The sequence below is a fragment of the Hymenobacter arcticus genome, from assembly GCF_054779975.1.
Genome location: NZ_BAAGXF010000015.1, coordinates 117,191 through 136,761 on the forward strand (window position 1 = coordinate 117,191; position 19,571 = coordinate 136,761).

At 62.4% G+C, this 19,571-nt stretch carries 21 protein-coding genes; 18 read left to right on the plus strand and 3 right to left on the minus strand.

Translation table 11 applies throughout. The features are described from left to right. Positions 1 to 259: 259 nt before the first annotated feature. Positions 260 to 661: a hypothetical protein gene (locus ACYVGC_RS20500; protein ID WP_460585727.1), complete on the minus strand. Its 402-nt coding sequence runs from the start codon at positions 659 to 661 to the stop codon at positions 260 to 262. A gap of 144 nt (positions 662 to 805) precedes the next feature. Here ACYVGC_RS20500 and ACYVGC_RS20505 point away from each other — a divergent pair, with 144 nt between their 5' ends. From ACYVGC_RS20505 to ACYVGC_RS20515, 3 genes are all read left to right on the plus strand, one after another. Then, a complete protein-coding gene (locus tag ACYVGC_RS20505; protein WP_460585728.1) occupies positions 806 to 1,231 on the plus strand; it encodes a hypothetical protein in 426 nt (141 codons plus the stop codon). A gap of 83 nt (positions 1,232 to 1,314) precedes the next feature. Then, entirely contained in the window at positions 1,315 to 1,953 is a 639-nt protein-coding gene (locus tag ACYVGC_RS20510; protein WP_460585729.1) for an RNA polymerase sigma factor, read from the plus strand. A gap of 96 nt (positions 1,954 to 2,049) precedes the next feature. Further along, positions 2,050 to 3,171 (plus strand): hypothetical protein, encoded by a 1,122-nt coding sequence (locus ACYVGC_RS20515; protein ID WP_460585730.1) that lies wholly within the window; start codon positions 2,050 to 2,052, stop codon positions 3,169 to 3,171. An 81-nt stretch (positions 3,172 to 3,252) separates the two neighbouring features. Here ACYVGC_RS20515 and ACYVGC_RS20520 read toward each other — a convergent pair whose 3' ends face one another. Then, complete coding sequence (locus ACYVGC_RS20520) at positions 3,253 to 4,308, minus strand: alpha/beta hydrolase family protein (protein WP_460585731.1); 1,056 nt, start codon at positions 4,306 to 4,308, stop codon at positions 3,253 to 3,255. Between the two features lie 191 nt (positions 4,309 to 4,499). Further along, positions 4,500 to 4,676 (minus strand): hypothetical protein, encoded by a 177-nt coding sequence (locus ACYVGC_RS20525; RefSeq protein WP_460585732.1) that lies wholly within the window; start codon positions 4,674 to 4,676, stop codon positions 4,500 to 4,502. A 158-nt stretch (positions 4,677 to 4,834) separates the two neighbouring features. Between ACYVGC_RS20525 and fumC the strand changes: the two genes are divergently transcribed. The 15 genes from fumC to ACYVGC_RS20600 all read left to right on the plus strand — a co-directional run bounded on the left by fumC (position 4,835) and on the right by ACYVGC_RS20600 (position 19,559). Continuing rightward, positions 4,835 to 6,238 (plus strand): class II fumarate hydratase, encoded by a 1,404-nt coding sequence (gene fumC, locus ACYVGC_RS20530; protein WP_460585733.1) that lies wholly within the window; start codon positions 4,835 to 4,837, stop codon positions 6,236 to 6,238. 163 nt (positions 6,239 to 6,401) lie between these two features. Continuing rightward, positions 6,402 to 6,902, plus strand: coding sequence for a hypothetical protein (locus ACYVGC_RS20535; RefSeq protein ID WP_460585734.1), 501 nt, complete (start codon positions 6,402 to 6,404; stop codon positions 6,900 to 6,902). Then, the gene (locus tag ACYVGC_RS20540; RefSeq protein WP_460585735.1) at positions 6,874 to 7,059 is read left to right on the plus strand and encodes a hypothetical protein; all 186 of its coding nucleotides are present in this window, start codon (positions 6,874 to 6,876) and stop codon (positions 7,057 to 7,059) included. Before ACYVGC_RS20535 ends, ACYVGC_RS20540 begins: the two co-directional genes overlap by 29 nt. A gap of 97 nt (positions 7,060 to 7,156) precedes the next feature. After that, positions 7,157 to 7,771: a hypothetical protein gene (locus tag ACYVGC_RS20545; RefSeq protein WP_460585736.1), complete on the plus strand. Its 615-nt coding sequence runs from the start codon at positions 7,157 to 7,159 to the stop codon at positions 7,769 to 7,771. A 65-nt stretch (positions 7,772 to 7,836) separates the two neighbouring features. Continuing rightward, positions 7,837 to 8,430: a GNAT family N-acetyltransferase gene (locus ACYVGC_RS20550; RefSeq protein WP_460585737.1), complete on the plus strand. Its 594-nt coding sequence runs from the start codon at positions 7,837 to 7,839 to the stop codon at positions 8,428 to 8,430. Then, complete coding sequence (locus ACYVGC_RS20555) at positions 8,423 to 8,836, plus strand: diacylglycerol kinase family protein (RefSeq protein ID WP_460585738.1); 414 nt, start codon at positions 8,423 to 8,425, stop codon at positions 8,834 to 8,836. Before ACYVGC_RS20550 ends, ACYVGC_RS20555 begins: the two co-directional genes overlap by 8 nt. Before the next feature lie 63 nt (positions 8,837 to 8,899). Continuing rightward, on the plus strand, positions 8,900 to 9,361 hold the full coding sequence (locus tag ACYVGC_RS20560) for a DUF6970 domain-containing protein (RefSeq protein ID WP_460585739.1): 462 nt from the start codon (positions 8,900 to 8,902) through the stop codon (positions 9,359 to 9,361). Between the two features lie 179 nt (positions 9,362 to 9,540). After that, a complete protein-coding gene (locus tag ACYVGC_RS20565) occupies positions 9,541 to 10,032 on the plus strand; it encodes a DinB family protein (protein ID WP_460585740.1) in 492 nt (163 codons plus the stop codon). A 111-nt stretch (positions 10,033 to 10,143) separates the two neighbouring features. Beyond that, complete coding sequence (locus ACYVGC_RS20570; protein ID WP_460585741.1) at positions 10,144 to 10,821, plus strand: response regulator transcription factor; 678 nt, start codon at positions 10,144 to 10,146, stop codon at positions 10,819 to 10,821. Between the two features lie 84 nt (positions 10,822 to 10,905). Then, complete coding sequence (locus tag ACYVGC_RS20575; protein WP_460585742.1) at positions 10,906 to 12,279, plus strand: sensor histidine kinase; 1,374 nt, start codon at positions 10,906 to 10,908, stop codon at positions 12,277 to 12,279. A 33-nt stretch (positions 12,280 to 12,312) separates the two neighbouring features. After that, complete coding sequence (locus ACYVGC_RS20580; RefSeq protein WP_460585743.1) at positions 12,313 to 13,017, plus strand: hypothetical protein; 705 nt, start codon at positions 12,313 to 12,315, stop codon at positions 13,015 to 13,017. Positions 13,018 to 13,151: 134 nt separating this feature from the next. Then, entirely contained in the window at positions 13,152 to 13,421 is a 270-nt protein-coding gene (locus ACYVGC_RS20585) for a hypothetical protein (RefSeq protein WP_460585744.1), read from the plus strand. Positions 13,422 to 13,458: 37 nt separating this feature from the next. After that, entirely contained in the window at positions 13,459 to 14,616 is a 1,158-nt protein-coding gene (locus ACYVGC_RS20590) for an efflux RND transporter periplasmic adaptor subunit (protein ID WP_460585745.1), read from the plus strand. Between the two features lie 135 nt (positions 14,617 to 14,751). Continuing rightward, positions 14,752 to 17,922: an efflux RND transporter permease subunit gene (locus tag ACYVGC_RS20595; RefSeq protein ID WP_460585746.1), complete on the plus strand. Its 3,171-nt coding sequence runs from the start codon at positions 14,752 to 14,754 to the stop codon at positions 17,920 to 17,922. 191 nt (positions 17,923 to 18,113) lie between these two features. Further along, entirely contained in the window at positions 18,114 to 19,559 is a 1,446-nt protein-coding gene (locus ACYVGC_RS20600) for an outer membrane factor lipoprotein domain-containing protein (RefSeq protein WP_460585747.1), read from the plus strand. Positions 19,560 to 19,571: the final 12 nt, after the last annotated feature.

Below are 19,571 nucleotides of genomic sequence, written 5' to 3' on the forward strand. Positions count from 1 at the left end.
CAGTTCGCAGGTTTTGCGTCGTTTACCAGTAGCGAGCTAGTTAGTTACGTTTTTAATGAACATTTAATGAACATGAAGAACACCTTGGAGCTAATATATTGGCCATCAGATTATTATCCTAAATCACGCGACCAGGTTGCTTAAAACCCGGCTACGCCAAAAACCCAGATGTGGGTAGGCCCCCAGCAGTTGGCTACAACTACCGGGGGCCTACCCACACCTGGGTATAGCAAATGGGAAAACGGAGTTTGGCGGGCGGCTAGCGCGACAGCAAGTTGCCGGCCTTAATGAGCGTGCGGCTCAACTGGTGCAGCGAATCGGAATAGCCGTTGGCGGCCTCCTCGCCCACCTTTGCGGCTTCGGCGCCGAGGCTGGCCAGCACCTCGGCCACCTCGTGGGCCTGCGTGTCAGACGAGCCCAGCATTTCGCGTAAGAGCTTGATTTCCTGCTTTATTTTAGCTAGGCCGGGGCGGTCGCTGGCGGCCAGCACGGTTTCCCAGCGCTCCAGCTCGCGCAGGCCGGTGGCCCCGTCGGCGTTCGGGAGGCCCTGGCCCAGCAGGGTGAGCGTGTCGGTCAGCAAAGCCGTGTTTTGCTCGTCGCTGATGTGCAGCTGCACTTCGGGCGTGGGGGGCGTGTGCGGGGTAGCGGCGGTAGAGTCCATGGGGGAAAAGGATAAGTTAACTGGCTATACTTGGCGCGGCCCGAAAAAGTTAGTTTTCCCGGCTTCTCCTAAGGTTACCTTTTGGCCCTGGTGCTAATTAAGCCGCACAAGCTCACTAGCTCCTCATCTTCTTTTTTTAATCTTATGAATACCTCGCTCAAAACCCTGTTCGCTGCCGCCATCGCCCTGAGCTTCACCGCTTGCTCGACCGACACCACCAAAAACGCCGATGGCTCGACTACCACCGAGGTAACCACCCCCAGCGCCGACCAAGTAGGCGACAAAATGGAAGCCAAAGCGGATGCTGCGGGTGACAAAATGGACGCTGCCGGCGACAAAATGGAAGCCAAAATGGATGCCGCTGGCAACAAGATTGACGACAAAATGGACCAGGCCGGCAACAAAATGGATGCCGCTGCCGACCGCGCCAAGGCGAACGCCAACGAAGCCGGTGCCAAGATGGACGCCAAAATGGATGCCGCTGGCAACAAAATGGACGCCATGGGCGACGCCGCTGCCAAGTCGGCCCGCGAAACCAAAGCCAACATGAAGGCTGCTTCGCAGAACTAGTTCTGACCGCTTCGCTGAAAGCCCGCGCCCCTGGCGCGGGCTTTTTTTGTGGGGCTAGCGCCGGTTGGGCGTATTTTGCTGCCGTGTTTTTTAGTCGCCGCGCCCCCATCGTCCCAGCCGCCGCCCTCTCCGACCAGGAGGTGCTGGCCCGCTACCGCCAGGGCGGCGATGTGGCCGCGCTGGGCACGCTGTATGAGCGGCACCTGCCGGAGGTGTTTGCGGTGTGCCGACGCTACCTGGCCCCGCCCGACGAAGATGCGCAAGATGCTACTATGCAGCTCTTTGAGCAGCTCGTGACCAAGCTGCGCACCCACGTGCCCGACAACTTTGGGGCCTGGCTCTATGCCACGGCACGCAACTTTTGCCTCATGGAGCTGCGCGCCCGGCAGCGGGGCACGGCCAGCGGCGGCCCGCTGGTGCTGTTTCCGGAGGCCACCGATGTGGAAAACGCCGCCGCCCGGCATCTGCCCGATGCCACCTTCGAGGCCGAAACCGCAGACCAGCACGAGGCCGACCTGCAAGCCCTGGAGCTGGCGCTCACCCAGCTACCCGCCGAGCAGCGCCGCTGCCTGGAGTTGTTTTACCTCGAAGAAAAATCGTATCAGGAAGTGGTGGCCGCCACCGGCCTGGCCCTCAACCTGGTCAAAAGCCACTTGCAAAACGGCCGCCGCATGCTCAAGCGCAACCTAAGTAGTGAATTAAAAATCAGGAGTGAAGAATGAAGAAGTAGCAGACCGTCATGCTGAAACAGCTTATCTATATTCTTCTCCCAAAACCCAATTCTTCACTCTAAATTCTTCCTTCCTAATTAAATTAACATGCTGCCTGCCAACTCCTTACTGAACGCTACTGCCCCGGCCGGCCCGCACCTGCCGGTGACGCTGCTGCGCCAGTATGCGGCGGGCACGCTGGCCCCCGCGGCCCAGCACCGCGTGGAGGCCCACACCCTGGCCTGCGCCCGCTGCGCCGATGTGCTGGCCGGCCTCATGCAAACGCCCGCCGCCACCACCGACCAGGCCCTCGCGCAGCTCCAGCTGCGGCTGCGCCAGCGCACGCAGCAGCAAGCCGCCCCGGCCCGGCTGGTGCGCGAAACGCGCCGCCACCGCTGGCTGGTGCCGCAGCTTGCGGCCGCCGCCGCCCTGCTTTTTGGGTTGATTGCCGGCGGCTGGTGGGCGTGGCAGCAGCGTCAGCATTCGCCGGCGGCGCAGGTACCTGTTGCTGCCACTACGCAGCCTGCGGCACCGGCCGCCCCTACGGCGGCTGCCCCGCCGTCAGCGGCTACTGAATCGGCACCACCTGCCAGCTCAGCCGCGCCGATGGCCGTAGCCCGGCCGGCGGCCCGCCCCAGTTCCGCGGCGGTGAGGCAGCCCACCCAACGGCCACTGGCAAAGCTTTCTTCTAAAGACGTTGCCTTCAGTAAGCCGACCCCAGTTGCCGCAGTACCGACTCAATCTGTACCTGATTTAGTCGCGGACTCGCCCGCGCCCACAATCCTTACTACACCGCCCGCCGCGCCGGTAGCCCGCGCTGCCGCGCCCACCCTTCCCGACTCGGCAGCGCTGGCAGGGCGCGTGAGCGGCCTGGCGCTGCGCAGCACTCCTTACGATAACGCGGTGAAAGTGCGGGCCACGGCCATGCCCAACGCGCCGGGGCTACCGCCCACGCCGGTGGGGGGCTACGCCGCCTGGCGCGAGCAAGTACGCCGCGAGGCCACCGAGTTCAAGCCCGAGCTGCCTGATACGCCCCTCTCGGGCACGGTGCAGCTGGGCGTAACCATCGGGGCCGATGGCAAGATTCAGGAAATGAGGGTGTTGCACGGCCTGCGGGCTGACTACGACGCCGAGGCCCAACGCCTGGTGTGCGACGGCCCTAAGTGGGTGCCCGGCATCAGCGGTGGCCAGCGCGCGCCCCGCATGGTGACGGTAGCGGTGCCTTTTTAAGGAATGAATGAGTGAGTTGTAACTGAGTGAATCAGCAAATGACGTTAATACCAGTTGCTGATTCACTCATTCACAACTTACTCATTCACCCTTTTTAAAGGAGCCATCGTCCACCGTTTTCAGGAACCTGGTGAAGCCGGCCATGTACACCTGCTGGTCGTCGTACATGGCCATGTGGCTGCCTTGGGGGCAGATAAGTGATGCCCCTTGCTTGACCTGGGTGGCAATCCAAGCCATGTGGGCGGGGTCCATGGTATCGTACTTGCCGCCGATGCTGAGCACCGGAATTGTGAGTTGCGGCAGGTCCTTGGTGCGGTCCCAGGTGGTGAGCTTACCCGAAATGCCGAACTCGCTGGGGCCCTGCATGGTCACGTAGAGCGACTGGTTGACTTTACTCATGGCGCGGGTCACCGGCTCGGGGTTGGGCACGATACGGCATAGGTGCTCGGCGTAGAAGTTGGGCTCCAGCAACCCCATATAGCGCGGATTGGCGAAGTCTTTTTTAGCCTCAATCTGGCGGATTTCGGCGAGCACTTCGGGCTTCATCTGCTTGGCCAGCACATCCTGGGCATACTTGCCGTAGGCGGGGCAGCTCATCATCATGTTGCTGATAATAAGGCCCTTGAGATTTTGCTGATACTTGAAGGCGTACTCAGCGGCTAGGATGCCGCCCCAGCTGTGGCCCAGCAGGTAGAAGTTGCTTTTGTCCAGGTGCAGGGCCTGGCGCACCTGCTCCACTTCCTCCACGTAGCGGGGCAGGCTCCACATGCTGGTATCGCGGGGGTTGTCGGAGTTACCGCAGCCTAGCTGGTCGTAGTAGATGAACTCGATGCCCTCCTGCGGCAAGAAGCTCTCCATGCACTCGAAGTATTCGTGCGTGGCCCCGGGGCCGCCATTGAGCAGCAACACCTTGATTTTGGGGTTGTTGCCAAACCGCTTGGTCCAGACGTTGAACTTGCCCTTGGGCGTGGTGATGGAAATTACCTGCACGCCGCCGGTTTTCACGCTCGCCTCGGGGGCCGGGAAGTAGGTACTGGGCGTGGTGGCCGGGGCGGTGGTGGCCGCGGGCTGGCAAGCGGGCAGGGTAGCCGCCGCGAGTAGCGCGGCAGTAGCCCGAATGAGGGTAGCAAACGACATAGGCAGGGCTAAGTGGCACGGGCGTTCGTACCGGGCAGCCAAGCTACTACGCAAAAAGGGAGCTAAAAAACAACGTCTGTCATGCTGACGAAGGAAGCATCCTATCAGGGCTGAACGAGTCGTTCTAACCTGATAAGATGCTTCCTTCGTCAGCATGACAGACGATTAGCAAAAGCAGCAATACCTAAAACCTAGCCGCTGTAGCCGCCGCCGCTTTCGGGCTCGGTGGCGCTGCCGCCGGCCTTATCGGGCGTGGGCAAGTCAGACTCGGTTTTGATTTCGACGTCGCTGTAATCGGGCACGCCGTCGCCTTGCACGGGTACGGGCGGCTCGGTGTGGGGGTCGGGGGTGGGCGTATGCTGGCTCATAGTGGTGAGATAGTGAATTGGTGAGACGTGAATGTGCTTACGCAGTTGGGATGGTAATGGCTGCCGGGGGCAGAGCAGGCACTGTACTTTTGCGCACGTGCCGATTGGCCTTGCCGACCGGGTTTCTCACTAGTTCACCATCTCACTATCTCACCTAAATGAGCCAGTTTCGGACCGAAAAAGACACCATGGGCCAGGTGCAAGTACCCGCCGACGCCTATTGGGGCGCCCAAACCCAGCGCAGCATCGAAAACTTCCCCATCGCGCAGGACATCAACCGGATGCCGAAGGAGATTATCGCTGCCTTCGCTTACTTGAAGAAGGCCGCCGCCCTCACCAACCGCGACGCCGGCGTGCTCGACGCCGACAAGGCCGCCCTCATTGGCCAGGTGGCCGACGAGATTTTGGCCGGCAAGCTCGCCGACTCATTTCCGCTGGTGGTGTGGCAAACGGGCTCGGGCACGCAGAGCAATATGAACGTGAACGAGGTGATTGCCTACCGCGGCCACGTGCTGCACGGCGGCCTGCTAAGCGACGAGAAGAAGTTTCTGGCCCCGAACGACGACGTGAACAAGTCGCAGAGCAGCAACGACACCTTCCCCACGGCCATGCACATTGCGGCCTACAAGATACTGGTAGAGAATACGATACCCGGCATCACGAAGCTGCGCGACACGCTGAAGAAGAAGTCGGCAGACTTCAAGCACGTGGTGAAAATCGGCCGCACCCACTTCATGGATGCCACGCCGCTCACGCTGGGCCAGGAGTTTTCGGGCTACGTGTCGCAGCTCGACCACGGCCTGCGAGCTATCAACAACACCCTGAGCCACTTGAGCGAGCTGGCGCTGGGCGGCACGGCCGTGGGCACGGGCATCAACACGCCCGCCGGCTACTCCGAGAACGTGGCCAAGCACATTGCCGACCTCACGGGCCTGCCCTTCGTCACGGCCGAAAACAAGTTTGAGGCCCTGGCCGCCCACGATGCCATTGTGGAAACCCACGGCGCGCTGAAGATGGTGGCCGTGAGTTTGATGAAAATCGCCAACGACATCCGGATGCTCAGCAGCGGTCCGCGCGCCGGCATTGGCGAAATCCATATTCCTGATAACGAGCCCGGTAGCAGCATCATGCCCGGCAAGGTGAACCCCACCCAGTGTGAAGCCATGACTATGGTAGCGGCCCAGGTGATGGGCAACGACGTGGCCATCACTATCGGCGGCTCGCTGGGTCACTTCGAGCTGAACGTGTTCAAGCCCGTCATGATTTACAACTTCCTGCACTCGGCCCGCCTGCTCGGCGACGTGTGCGTGGCCTTCAACGACAAGTGCGCGGTGGGCATCGAGCCCATTTTGCCCAACATCAAGAAGCACGTCGATAGCAGCCTGATGCTGGTAACGGCCCTCAACCCCCACATCGGCTACTACAAAGCCGCCGAAATTGCCCAGACGGCCCACAAAAATGGCTCGACGCTGAAGGAAACCGCCATTCAGCTCGGCTACGTGACGTCTGAGGACTTCGACCAGTGGCTGAAGCCCGAGGATATGGTGGGCGAGATTAAGTAAAAATCAGTTGTCACTGCGAGCACCGCGAAGCAATCGCATCCGAACGATACCCGCGCCGGTTGTTTGTCCATCGTTCGGGTGCGATTGCTTCGCAGTGCTCACGATGACAACTGATTTTTAAGAGCGTACTCCCTTGTTCAATACCATCCTCCCCTACCGCCGGGTGCAGCGCAACCGTAATAACACGGCGGGGCGGGAAAGCTGGCTGGCCGAATCGATTTACAAGTTCTTCATCCACTCGCCCACCTCGCGGCGCAAATACTTGGTGGAAGTAAGAGAGTATCCTGACCACTTATGCACCGTAGATTTTTACGCCAAGATTAAAAGCGTTTATCGGTACCGCCTGCGCACCAACCAGCATGCCGCGGGCAAACTAGGGGCCACGGTGTTGAACATTATTGCCCACACCATCAGCCAAGACCCTCAGGCCTGCTTTGGCTTTATTGCCGCTGCTATGCTGGACGAAACGACCGATACCAGTACGCGCCGCTTCCAGCTCTACACCAAAATGCTGGAACTTAAAATCGACCCAACACACTATAAAGTAGAGGTATTACGAGAAAACAGCTTCATCTTTGTTTTACCCGTTGCGCTGGCAAGCCAGCCACAAGGGTTGCAACAATTTATTGGCCGTTATGACCGCATTTTCCGCGAAACGTTCTAAAAAAGCTGACCCAAGGCAAGCTATGCGCGATGCCCGTAAGGCAGCCAACCGTGAAATCACACCTGACCGCATTGCAGCCGTTCACATTCTGGCTGATGGTAGCGAACTGATTGAATTAAAGCCTGTTGCCATCCCCGGCTACACGTACTCGTTTTAATTTCGGCGGCCCGTTGGCCCGTAAAAGCCGTCTGGCCCTTGTGCCAGGCGGCTTTGTTTTTTGGCCCATTTGCAGCGGCCTTTTACTTGCTTTGGCTATGCACTATCACGCTGTTTATCTGATTTTTAACTTATCACTACTTCCCTTGGCGAGCCATGCGCAGCTAACGCAAGCGGTGCCCGTGGACACGGCCACGGCGCGCACGGTGCTGGCCCAGGCGGCCCGGCAGTACCCCAAGTTTACCGCGGCGCTGACCGATGTGCGCCAGCACGACCCGCTGCTACGGCGCTTTATGGTGGTAACCAGCGCGGAACGGCTCGGCAGCCCGGCCGCCGCTTTCGGTAATGGCGTGGTGCGGCTCGACCGGCGCTTTCTGGAGCACCAACAACCCGATTTTGACGATAACCGGCTGGTGGTGGTGCTGTACCACGAAATTGGGCACCTGCACTATTTCAGTGCGGTGCCCCTCGGCCAGCGCGACTCGCAGGCGAGCGAGCGGGCGGCATTTGACTACTCCTTGCTGAAAACCAAGGACTTGGCTGAGGCCGGCGACTGCGCCCCGTTGCACACCGGCCTGCGGTTTATGTTGCTGCGCAGCCAATCCAGTGACCTGGCCGACCCGCACGTGCGCGCCCTCAAAAGCCTGGTGCAGGAGCCCACTTACGCGGCGTACAAAGCCTACGTGGCCGCCCATTGCCCCGCGCAGCCGTAGCGGGTGGCTAGCAGTTGGGCGCGGTTTTTTCGCATCTTTGCGGCCGCACTATCTCCCTGCCCGCCATGCCTCTCGACTTCACCCAAAACCTGGTACTGGAAAATAGCCGCGTGCGCCTGCGCCCCCTCGAAGCCGCTGATTTTGAAGAGTTAAAGCTTGTTGCCTTTGCGCCCGAAATCTGGCAATTCACCGTTACCCGCGCCGACGATGCGGTGAGCCTGGCCGCCTACATCGCGGCGGCCCTGCAGGCGCGGCAGGCCGGGCAGCGCTACGCATTTGCCATTATCGACCGGGCCACGGGGCGGCTGGCGGGCAGCACCAGCTACTACAATATCGACCTCGACAACGACAAGCTAAGTGTAGGCTACACCTGGGTAGGCACTGATTTTCAGCGCACTGGCCTCAACCGGGCGGCCAAGCACCTGCTGCTGGGCTACGCCTTCGACCAGCTGGGCTGCGAGCGCGTGGAGCTGGAAACCGACCGCCGCAACCAGCAGTCGCAAACCGCCATGCGCCGCATGGGGGCCACCGAGGAAGGCACGCTGCGCAGCCACCGCGTGCTGCACGATGGCTACCGGCGCGACACGGTCATTTTCAGCATCATCCGGCCCGAGTGGCCCGAGCTGCGCCGTAGCACCTTTGCCGAGTACAATGTCTGAACCGACGGCCGACGCCGCCCGCCCGGCCGCCCGGCCCGGCTTGCTGCGCCGCCGGGCGGCCAGCTTCGGGCACGCGCTTCGGGGCGTGGGGGCGGCACTGCGCACGGAGGTGCACTTGCAGTTTCACGCGGTGGCCACGGCGGCGGTGTTGGGGGCGGGCTGGTTTTTCAACCTCAGCCTTACCGAGTGGGCGCTGGTGGCGCTGGCCGTAGCTAGCGTGTGGGCCGCCGAACTGTTCAACACGGCCCTTGAGGCGCTTACCAACCTGGTGTCGCCGGGCTACCACACGCTGGCGGGGCGGGCCAAGGACGTGGCAGCCGGGGCGGTGCTGCTGGCCGCGCTGGGCGCGCTGGCGGTGGGCGGCTGCGTGTTTGGGCCCAAAATCTGGGGGTTACTGTCGCGCTAACTATTTGGGCTGGTTGGCGTAAGGCTAAACACTTTTACCAGTGTTTTTCTACTCCCTTCCGCTATGCGTCGTTTGTCTATTCCACTTATCGCCCTTACCCTGTTGCTGGGGGCCTGCCAGCAAGATGTGGTAGTGAACACGCCCACCACGCCGCCTTCCGAAGGCTTTGTGAGCCAGCCCAATACGCCCGCGCCCACCAGCACCAACACCGTGGATGCCGTGCCCGCCCGCGACATGCGCCTCGATAGTACGGCCCGCCCCGCCTGGCTGGAAAACCGCATTCAGAAAATACTGGCCACGCGCAAGCGCAACCCCATTATTCGCGTCACGCGCTATCAGTTTGAGGGTGAGACGGTTTACTATGAGTCGGCCCCGTGCTGCGACCAGCAATCGACGCTCTACGATTTGGAGGGCAAGATTCTGTGTCACCCCGAAGGCGGCATCACGGGCCGGGGCGATGGCAAGTGCAGCAGCTTCAACAAGCGCCGCAGCAACGAGCAGCTGGTGTGGCAAGACCCCCGCTGAGGCGGCTTATCTTAAAGAGAACGTCATACTCATCTGACGTCCGCTTGCCGAAGCATTTCTACCGCGCCGTTGGCTAACCCTAATGGCGCGGTAGAAATGCTTCGGTAAGTGGACGTCAGAGGAGCATGACGTTCTTTTGCATTTCCAATCCCCTTGTTTTCCTCCTTCTCCTGTACTCCATGATTAACACCATCGCCAAGCTCGGCGTTTTCAACGTGTGGGCCAACGAAACTTTGCTGCGCCGCCTCGACTCCTCAGTGGCCGCCGGCAAGGAAGCGCCGCAGCCGGCGCTGCGCATTTTCAGCCACGTTATCAATGCCCAGGCCATCTGGATTGCCCGCCTTTCGGGCACGGCCAGCCCACTGAAAGTATGGCAGGAGCACGACCTCGCCGGGCTGCACCACTGGCACGAGCAGACATCACAAGCGTTTGCCGACTTGTGCGCCAATGCCGACGAAACCGAGCTACTGCGCCACATTCAATATTCTAATTCTCAGGGCGATGCGTTCGACTCGCAGGTGAGCGACATCCTGACCCACTGCGTGATGCACGCCAGCTATCACCGCGGCCAGGTGGCCGTGAAGATGCGCGAAGGTGGCTTGGAGCCCGTCAATTCCGACTTCATCACCTACTGCCGCGAGCAAGCCGGCCAGGTGACCCCGCAGCTGTAAAACGGAGTGCTACTCCGTTTTACATTTCTTCGCAGGCCGCTTCGCCTTTGTTGGCGGGGCGGCCTGTTCTTGTTTGGACCGGGGCCGTATAGCGGGTAGTACTTTTTGCTTATGAAAATTCTGCTGGTCGAAGACGAGCCGCCGCTGGCCTCGTTCATCAAAAAAGGCTTCGCTCACGAAGGCTACGACCTCACCGTGGCCTACGACGGGCGCACGGGCTGGTCGCTCTACGAGCAGCAGCCCTACGACCTGGTGATAATGGACGTGAACCTGCCCTACGTGAACGGCGTGGAACTGTGCCAGCGCATTCGGGCGCATAGCCGGCAGGTGCCGGTGCTGCTGCTCACGGCCCTCGACAGCCTCGACGACAAGGAAGCCGGCTTCGCCGCCGGGGCCGACGACTACTTGGTTAAGCCCTTTGAATTCAGGGAGTTGCTGATGCGGGCCCGCGCCCTCACCCAGCGCTACGCGGCCGCTAGCGGCGAGCGCCGCGAGCTGCGCATGGCCGACCTGGTGCTCGACCTCGACGCCAAAACGGTGGCCCGCGCCGGCCAGCGCATCGACCTCACCACCCGCGAGTACTCGCTGCTGGAGCACCTGCTACGCAACCGCGGCCGCGTGGTGTCGCGCGTGGATATTGCCGAGCGGGTGTGGGACCTGGACTTTGACACCACAACCAACGTTATTGATGTGTACGTGAGCTACTTGCGCAAGAAGCTGGACCGCGATTTTTCGCCCAAGCTCATTCATACCGTGGTGGGCATGGGCTACGTGATGCGCGAAGGGTAGCGTGGACTCTGCGAGTCCGCGCGTTGAACGATACTGAAACGACCCACGCGCGGACTCGCAGAGTCCACGCTACCCCTTGCAAATATGCTGATTCGCAATAAGCTGATGCTACGCTTTACGCTGGTGGTGCTGGCCATTCAGGTTAGCTTTTCGGCGTTTATCTACTACTTCAATGCCAGCACGCGGGCACAGCGCTTTGAGCACCGGTTGGGCACCAGCGCCACGCTGGCGGCGCGGCTGCTCATCAGGCCCGGCAAGCTCGAAACCGGGCAGCTGGGCAGCCTGCGCCGCCGCGACCTGCTCACGCTGCCCGAGGAGCAAATCAGTATTTACGGGCCCGGCGGCGAACTGCGCTACAGCAGCGCCGACGACATCGACCAGGGCCCCAACCGGGCGCGGCTGGGGGCCCTGCAGCCGGGCCAGCTCACGGGCTTCGGGGCCAGCGGGCGGCGCGAGGCGGTGGGCTGGAGCTACGACCACGAGGGCGAGCAGTACGCCATTTTTGTGTCGGCCGATGACCAGCTGGGCTGGGCGCGGCTGTACCAACTGGGGCTGCTGCTGCTGCTGGGCAACGTGGGGGCGCTGGCGCTCACCATTTTGGCGGGCTGGTACTTTGCGGGGGCGGCGCTGGCCCCGGTGGCGCGCATTGGGCGGCAGGCGGGGCGCATTTCGGCTACCAACCTGGGCCGCCGGCTGTCGGAGGGCAACGGGCGCGACGAGCTGGCCCAGCTGGCACGCACCTTCAACACCATGCTGGCCGGACTGGAGCAGGCGTTTGAATCGCAGAAAAGCTTCCTGGCCCACGCCTCGCACGAGCTGCGCACGCCCCTCACCACGCTCACCGGCACCCTGGAAACGGCCCTAGCCTACGACGCCACCCTGCCCGACGCCCGCGAGAGCCTGGCCCACTCGCTCGATGCGGCCCGCCACTTACAGGGCCTCACTACCAGCCTATTAGCCCTGGCCAAGGCCGATGGCACGCTGCCGCCCTTCGGCCCCGTGCGCCTCGACGAGTGCCTGACCCAGGCCCTGGATTTTGCCCGCGCCAAGTACCCCGGCCGCGAGCTGCGCCTAACTTTTGGTGCGTTGCCGGAGGCCGAGGCCGATGTATTTATGCTGCCCGGCAATGCCGAGCTGCTCACCACGGCCCTGCTCAACCTGCTCGACAACGCCGCCAAGTACTCGGCTGGCCCCGTGCTGGCCGAGCTGGCCTACGAGGGCCCCGCCACCCTGCGCGTGCGCGTCACCGATGCCGGCCCCGGCCTCAGTCCCGACGAATTGAGCCACATTTACGAGCCGCTGTACCGGGCCGCCGGGGCAATGGGTCGCCCCGGCTACGGCCTGGGTTTGCCCCTCACCCAGCGCATTGTGCGCCGCCACGCAGGCCGGCTGGAGTTGACATCGGCCGTGGGCCAGGGCACTACGGCCACCGTGTGGCTGCCGGCACCGCCGGTGTAAAGCGCAACTTTACAGTTGCCCATTATCCAGCATATGAGCCTTCAAACTGTCCCCATCACTGACCAGCTTGCCTGGCTGCCCCAAACGCCAGCTACTGCCGCACCGGCCGCGCCCGGCCTGCCACCTGGCTACGCGGCCTACCTCAAGCTACTGCCGCCGCTGGGCATTGACCTGAGCGTTCCTATTGCGGAGTATTCGTTTGCTCAACGAACAGTAGCTGAGCTGAATGCGCGCGCAGCTTTTTGGAAGAAATATGGCATCGTGCAGGGGCAGCCTTCGGCCAATCGACTGGAAACCATTACCTACCGTGAAGTAGCCGCCGCGCTGGACTTGGTTTTTGATGCACAGTTCAGCGGCGCTGATATAGCACGGGCTTACGGTGGCTGGCCGCCCCACTTAGGTAGTAGTCCAGCGCTGGAAGCGGCTTTTGTGCAGCAGCTTATCCAAGCGCTGGGGTCAGCTACGGCAGTTTATTTCTACGGGTCAGCTGAAGAAGGCAACGGTTACCGTAGCAGCGATGGCTTCCCGGCCGACTGGCTCACGTACGGCTTACTAGCTGATTTACCAGAGGTGCGCGAGGAGAGTGGAGGGCTACCCACGTATTTTTTTGCGGCCGACCATTCGTGGTGCTTTTACCAAGGCGAATCAGCTGATTTGGTTGTGGGGTGCGCCGCGCCCTTGGCACAGGCGCTGTTAGCGCAGGCGGGGTTAGAGGCATTGCCACTGACTACTTTTTAGTCGTCTGACCTTCGGAACAGGCAAAGCCAGCGGGTGATAATTCACCCCATTTTCATCTTTTCTAATACGGTTCTCATACCGTTTTAATGTCGCGGGGGGTGCTTTGCGGGCAGTTGACACTGCCCCGCCTGCCCATGTCCAATCCGCTTCGGTCGTTGAATTTTCTGGCTTTGCTGCTAGCGGGGGCTCTGGCTTTATCGCTGGTATTCAATGGCTTCCTACTTTACAACAGGACCCCGGCGGCGGCCGACTACGAAGACCTCCAAGAAACCGAAACCGACCTGCGCCTGACGCAGCGGCTGCTGGCCCGCTGCCAGGCCGACCACCACCAGCAGGACAGCCTGCTGGCCTTGCAGCCCCGGCTACCGGTGGTTTTGCCCACCGCCAACGCCTCGGCCCAGTAGCCGGCCGGGGGCTTTTCGCCTGCTCATTTTTTACTCCATGAACTCCTTGTTTCGCCGCTCTTTCTTTCGCCCGTTTGCGCTGACCGCTGCGGCGGGTTTGCTGGCCGCTGGCCTCGCCAGCTGCTCGGCCAAGGCCGAAAAAGACACCGCCGAGGCCCCGCCCGTGGTGCCGGTGGTCACGCTCCAAACCTCCAGCCAGCAGCTGCACCGTGACTACGTGGTGGACGTGCAGGCCGTGCGCAACGTGGAGGTGCGGGCCCAGGTGGCGGGCTTTCTGGAGCACATTTACGTGGAGGAGGGCAAGCCCGTGAAGAAGGGCCAACTGCTGTTTCGCCTCAATGCCAGCGCCTACCAGAACAAGCTGGCCCAGGCCCAGGCCGCCGTAGCCAGCGCCCAGGCCCAGGCCGCCGCCGTGCGCGTGGAGGGCGACCGCGTGCGCCTGCTGGTAGATAAAAACGTGATTGCCAAGTCGGAAATGTCGCTCTCGAACAGCAAAATTAACGACGCGAAGGCCCAGATTGCGGCCGCCCGCGCCGGCGAGGCCGCCGCCCGCCTTAGCCTGAGCTACACGCTGGTACGCGCGCCATTTGATGGGGTTATCGACCGCATTCCGCTCAAGATGGGCAGCGTGGTGGAGGAAGGCACCCTGCTCACCACGGTGTCGGACCTGAGCTCCGTGTTTGCTTACTTCGACGTGGCCGAGGGCAACTACATGGACTACACCAAGGCCCGCCAGCAGCACCCCGAGCAGCACCCCGACTCGGTGCGCCTCACGCTGGCCAACGGCGAGCAGTACCCCCTCACCGGCCACATCGAAACCGCCGAAAGCGAGTTCAACCCCAACACCGGCTCCATCGCCCTCAAAGCGCGCTTTGCCAACCCGCAGCGCCTGCTCAAGCACGGGGCCTCGGGCAAGGTGCGCCTCACCAGCGGGCTGCCCAATGCCCTGCTGCTGCCGCAAAAGGCGGTGTTCGAAATTCAGGACAAAAACTACGTGTACGTGGTGGACCAGCAGGGCCTGGTGCACACCCGCAACTTCGTGCCCCAGACGCGCTTAGGTGATTTTTACGTGGTGAAAGACGGCCTCAAACCGGGCGAGCGCGTGGTGTACGAAGGAGCCCCGGACCTGCACGACGGCCAAAGAATTCAGGCCAAAGCCCAGCTGCTGGATACGGCGGCCGTGGCCACGCAGTAGCGCGCTGTAGCGTGGACTCTGCGAGTCCGCGCGTTGGGGCAGCCACCCACAATTATCAATCAGTGAGCTTTTTAGCACTGATTTTCCTCCTCCAATTCGTTCACGCGCGGACTCGCAGAGTCCACGCTACTGCTTATGTTCGATATCTTCATTCGCCGGCCGATACTCTCGCTGGTCATCTCCGTGTTTCTGGTGCTGCTGGGCGGGCTGGCGCTGTTTACGCTGCCGATTACGCAGTTTCCGGACATTGTGCCGCCCTCGGTGACCGTGACGGCCAAGTACACGGGCGCCAACGCCGAGGTGTGCGCCAAGGCCGTGGCCACGCCCCTGGAGCGCGCCATCAACGGCGTGCCGGGCATGACCTACATGAACTCGGTGAGCTCGAACAACGGCGTGACGCTCATCACGGTATTCTTCGAGGTGGGCACCGACCCCGACCTGGCGGCCGTGGGCGTGCAAAACCGCGTGACGACCGTAATTGATGAGCTGCCCGAGGAGGTAATTAAGGCCGGCGTAACCACCGAGAAAGAGGTAAACTCGATGCTGCTCTACCTCAACATCACGAGTGACGACAAGGCGGTGGGCGAAAAGTTTATTTATAACTTCGCCGATATCAACGTGTTGCAGGAGCTCAAGCGGATTAATGGGGTGGGCTTTGCCGAGATTATGGGCTCGCGCGAGTACTCGATGCGGGTGTGGCTGAAGCCCGACCGCATGGCTGCCTACCAGGTGGGCACCAACGAGATTGTGACCGCCATCCGGGCCCAGAACGTGGAGGCGGCCCCCGGCAAATCGGGCGAAAGCTCGGGTGGCAAGGCCCAGCAGTTGCAGTACGTGCTGCGCTACACGGGCAAGCTGTTTGAGCCCGAGGAGTACCGCAACATCGTGATTCGGGCCAACCCCGACGGCTCGGTGCTGCGCCTCAAGGCGGTGGCCGACGTAGAGTTTGGTTCGCTCACCTACGGCATGTCTTCGAAGAACGATGGGCAGCCTTCGGCGGCCATCATGCTGAAGCAGCGGCCGGGCTCGAACGCTAGTGAGGTGATTGCCAACGTAAAAGCCCGCATGGCCGAGCTGCAAGCCACCAGCTTTCCGCCCGGGATGAAGTACAGCATCGCCTACGACGTGTCGCGCTTCCTCGACGCCAGCATTCACGAGGTGCTGCGTACGCTGGTGGAGGCGTTCGTGCTGGTGTTCATCATCGTGTACCTGTTTTTGCAAGACTGGCGCTCCACGCTCATTCCGGCGCTGGCCGTGCCGGTGGCGCTCATTGGCACGCTGGCCTTCATGCAGATGCTGGGCTTTTCGATTAACCTACTGACACTCTTTGCATTGGTGCTGGCCATCGGCATCGTGGTCGATAACGCCATTGTGGTGGTGGAAGCCGTGCACGCCAAGATGCAGGAAAAGCACCTGGATGCCCGCACGGCCACCTACGAGGCCATGCATGAAATCAGTAGCTCGCTGATTGCCATTACGTTGGTGATGTCGGCGGTGTTCATCCCGGTGTCGTTCATGGATGGGCCGGTGGGCGTGTTCTACCGTCAGTTTTCGCTCACGCTGGCCATCGCCATCGTCATTTCGGGCGTGAACGCGGTGACGCTTACGCCGGCGCTCTGCGCGCTCATGCTCAAGCACCAGGAGGGCGAGCGCACGGGGCTGGTAGGCAAGTTTTTCAAGGGCTTCAACAACAAGTACGAAGGCCTAGCCGGCGGCTACCAGCGGCTGCTGCACAGCATTGCCGGCCGCCGCGTGGTCACTATCGGAGTGCTGCTGCTGTTTTTCGGGGCCACCTGGGGCATCAGCCGCATTCTGCCCTCGGGCTTTATCCCGACCGAGGACCAGGGCATGGTATATATCAACGTGACCACGCCGGCTGGCGCTACGGTGGAGCGCACAGAGGCCGTACTGGCTCAGGTACAGCGCATTGCGCAGAAGCTCAAGCCCGTAGAGTCGGTTTCGACGCTGGCTGGGTACAGCTTGGTAAACGAGGTGGCCGGCTCCAGCTACGGCATGGGCATGATTAACCTCAAGGGCTGGGAAGAGCGCGACCAGTCGGTAGCCGAGTTCATTAAAGAGTTGGAAGACAAGACGAAAGGCATCAAAGACGCCGAAATTCAGTTTCTGCCGCCGCCCACGGTGCCGGGCTTCGGCAACAGCAGCGGCTTCGAGCTGCGGCTGCTGGACAAGACGGGCCGCGGCGACTTGCAGCAGACGGCCAAGGTGTCGCAAACCTTCCTGGCGGCGCTGCAAAAGGAGCCGGCCATCAACGGCGCGTTCACGGGCTTCGACCCTAACTTCCCGCAGTACCTCATCCACGTAGACCAAGACATGGCCGCCAAAAAGGGCGTGACCGTGGACCAGGCCATGAGCACGCTGCAAACCTTGCTCGGCAGCTACTACGCCAGCAATTTTATCCGCTTCGGCCAGATGTATAAGGTGATGGTGCAAGCCGGCCCCGAGTACCGCGGCCGCCCCGACGACCTGCTGGCCCTGCACGTCAAAAACAACCGCGGCGAGTTGGTGCCCTTCTCCACGTTCGTGCGGCTGGAGCGCGTGTTTGGCCCCGACCAGCTGACGCGCTACAACATGTACACCTCGGCCATGATTAACGGCGATGCCGCCGCCGGCCACAGCTCGGGCGACGCCATTACGGCCATCCAGCAGGTGGCGGCCAAGGTGCTCCCTAAAGGCTTCGCCTACGAGTGGAGCGGCATGACGCGCGAGCAAATCCTGAGCGGAGACCAGGCGCTCTACGTGTTCGCGCTCGTGCTGGTGTTCGTGTATTTGCTGCTGGCCGCCCAGTACGAAAGCCTGCTGCTGCCCCTGCCCGTGCTGCTGAGTTTACCCACCGGCGTATTCGGGGCCTTCGTGAGCCTCAAGCTTTTGGGCCTCGAAAACAACATCTACGCCCAGGTGGCGCTGGTGATGCTCATCGGCCTGCTGGGCAAAAACGCCATCCTCGTCATCGAGTTTGCCGAGCAGCGCCGCCGCGCCGGGGCCACCGTGCTGGAGGCCGCCGTGCAGGGCGCGGTGTCGCGTCTGCGGCCGATTTTGATGACCTCGTTCGCCTTCATCGCGGGCCTCATTCCGCTGGTAACGGCCAGCGGCGCGGGGGCCCTGGGCAACCGCTCCATTGGCACGGCGGCGGCAGGCGGCATGCTCATCGGCACCGTGTTTGGCATGGTGCTGATACCGGGCCTCTACGTGCTGTTTGCCAGCTTCGAAAAGGTGAAGAACTTGGACGGGGAGAAGGAGATGACGGAGCCGGCGCGTGCGCCGGAACCGGAGCTGGTGGCGCATTGACTTAGCTAACGTGCGCCTCACCCCCCGGCCCCCTCTCCGAAAAGGAGAGGGGAGCCGACCGATTACCGATGATGCTCCACTATTGGGCAGCAATCAATTAACAAAAAGCGACCGCCCGCGCCGCCGGGGCTCCCCCTCTCCTTTTCGGAGAGGGGGCCGGGGGGTGAGGCGCCCGCCAGCACGACAACCCCATGCGCTTCCTCGTTCCTATAGTTTCCAGCTTCCTCTTACTTGCGGCCGCGGGCTGCCGCGTGGCCGCGCCCGCGGGCCCCGCGCCCAGCCCCAGCGCCCCCAAAACATTCACCCAAACGCCGCTCACCGATACCCTCAGCGTGGGGGCCACGCCGTGGCGGCAGTTTTTCCAGGACCCCGCTTTGGTCGGGCTCATCGACACGGCGCTGCGGCAAAACCTTGATTTGCGGGTGGCCGTGCAGCGCGTGGAGGTGTTTCAGGCGCAGTACCTGGCGCGGCGCGGGGCGTTGTTTCCGTCGGTGACGGCCGTGGGTAACGTAGGCCTCGACCGCTATGGCAAATACACCATGACGGGCGTGGGCAACTTCGACACCAACCTCTCGCAGAATATCGACGGCAACCAGCGCGTGCCCACCGGCCTCACGCCCGACTACTTCGTGGGCCTGCGCAGCTCGTGGGAAATCGACCTCTGGGGCAAGCTGCGCAGCCGCCGCAAGGCGGCCTACCTGCGCGTGCTGGGCTCGGAACAGGGCCGCAACCTGGTGATTACCAACGTAGTGGCCGACGTAGCGCGGGCCTACTACGAACTCCTAACCCTTGACAACCAGCTGGCTACGCTGGTGCGCAACGCCCGCTTTCAGCAGGAAGGCCTACGGCTGATTCGCATTCAGAAGCAAGCCGGCCGCGTGACCGAGCTGGCCGTGCAGCAGTTTGCCGCCCAGGCCCTGCGCACCGAAAGCCTGGCCTACGGCACCCGCCAGCAAATTACCGAAACCGAAACCAGCCTCAACCAGCTGCTGGGGCGCTACCCGCAGCCCATCGGGCGGGGCCCCGCGCTGCCCAATCAGCAGGGCCTGCCCACCCGCCTCGGGGCCGGCCTGCCCGCCACGGCGCTGCTACGCCGCCCCGACGTGCGCCAGGCCGAGCTGGAGCTGCGCGCCACCAGCGCTGACGTGGATGCCGCCCGCGCCGCCTTTTTGCCCAGCCTCACCCTCACGCCCTACCTGGGCCTCAACGCATTCCGGGCCAACCTGCTGCTCGATGCCGGCTCCGTGACCTACGGCCTCATCGGGGGCCTGGCGGGGCCCATCCTCAACCGGGCGCAGTACCGGGCCGATTTCCGCCAGGCCGTGGCCAACAATTATGAGGGCTACTACCGCTACCAGCAGGCCCTGCAAACGGGCTTCCGCGAAGTAGTGGTGGGCCTGAAAGGCCTCGAAAACTACCGCGCCGTGGCCGACCTCCGCGCCCGCGAAGTGGCCCAGCTGCAAAGCGCCGTATCCACGTCCAACGAGCTGTTTGTAGCCGGCTATGCCTCTTATTTAGAGGTAATTACGGCTCAGCGTAGCGTGCTCGAAGCTGAGCTAAGTCTCGCCGATGCCCGCCAGGCCCAGCTACTGCAAAGCGTGAACCTCTACCGGGCACTAGGGGGCGGCTGGCAGTAAATGTCTGAACCG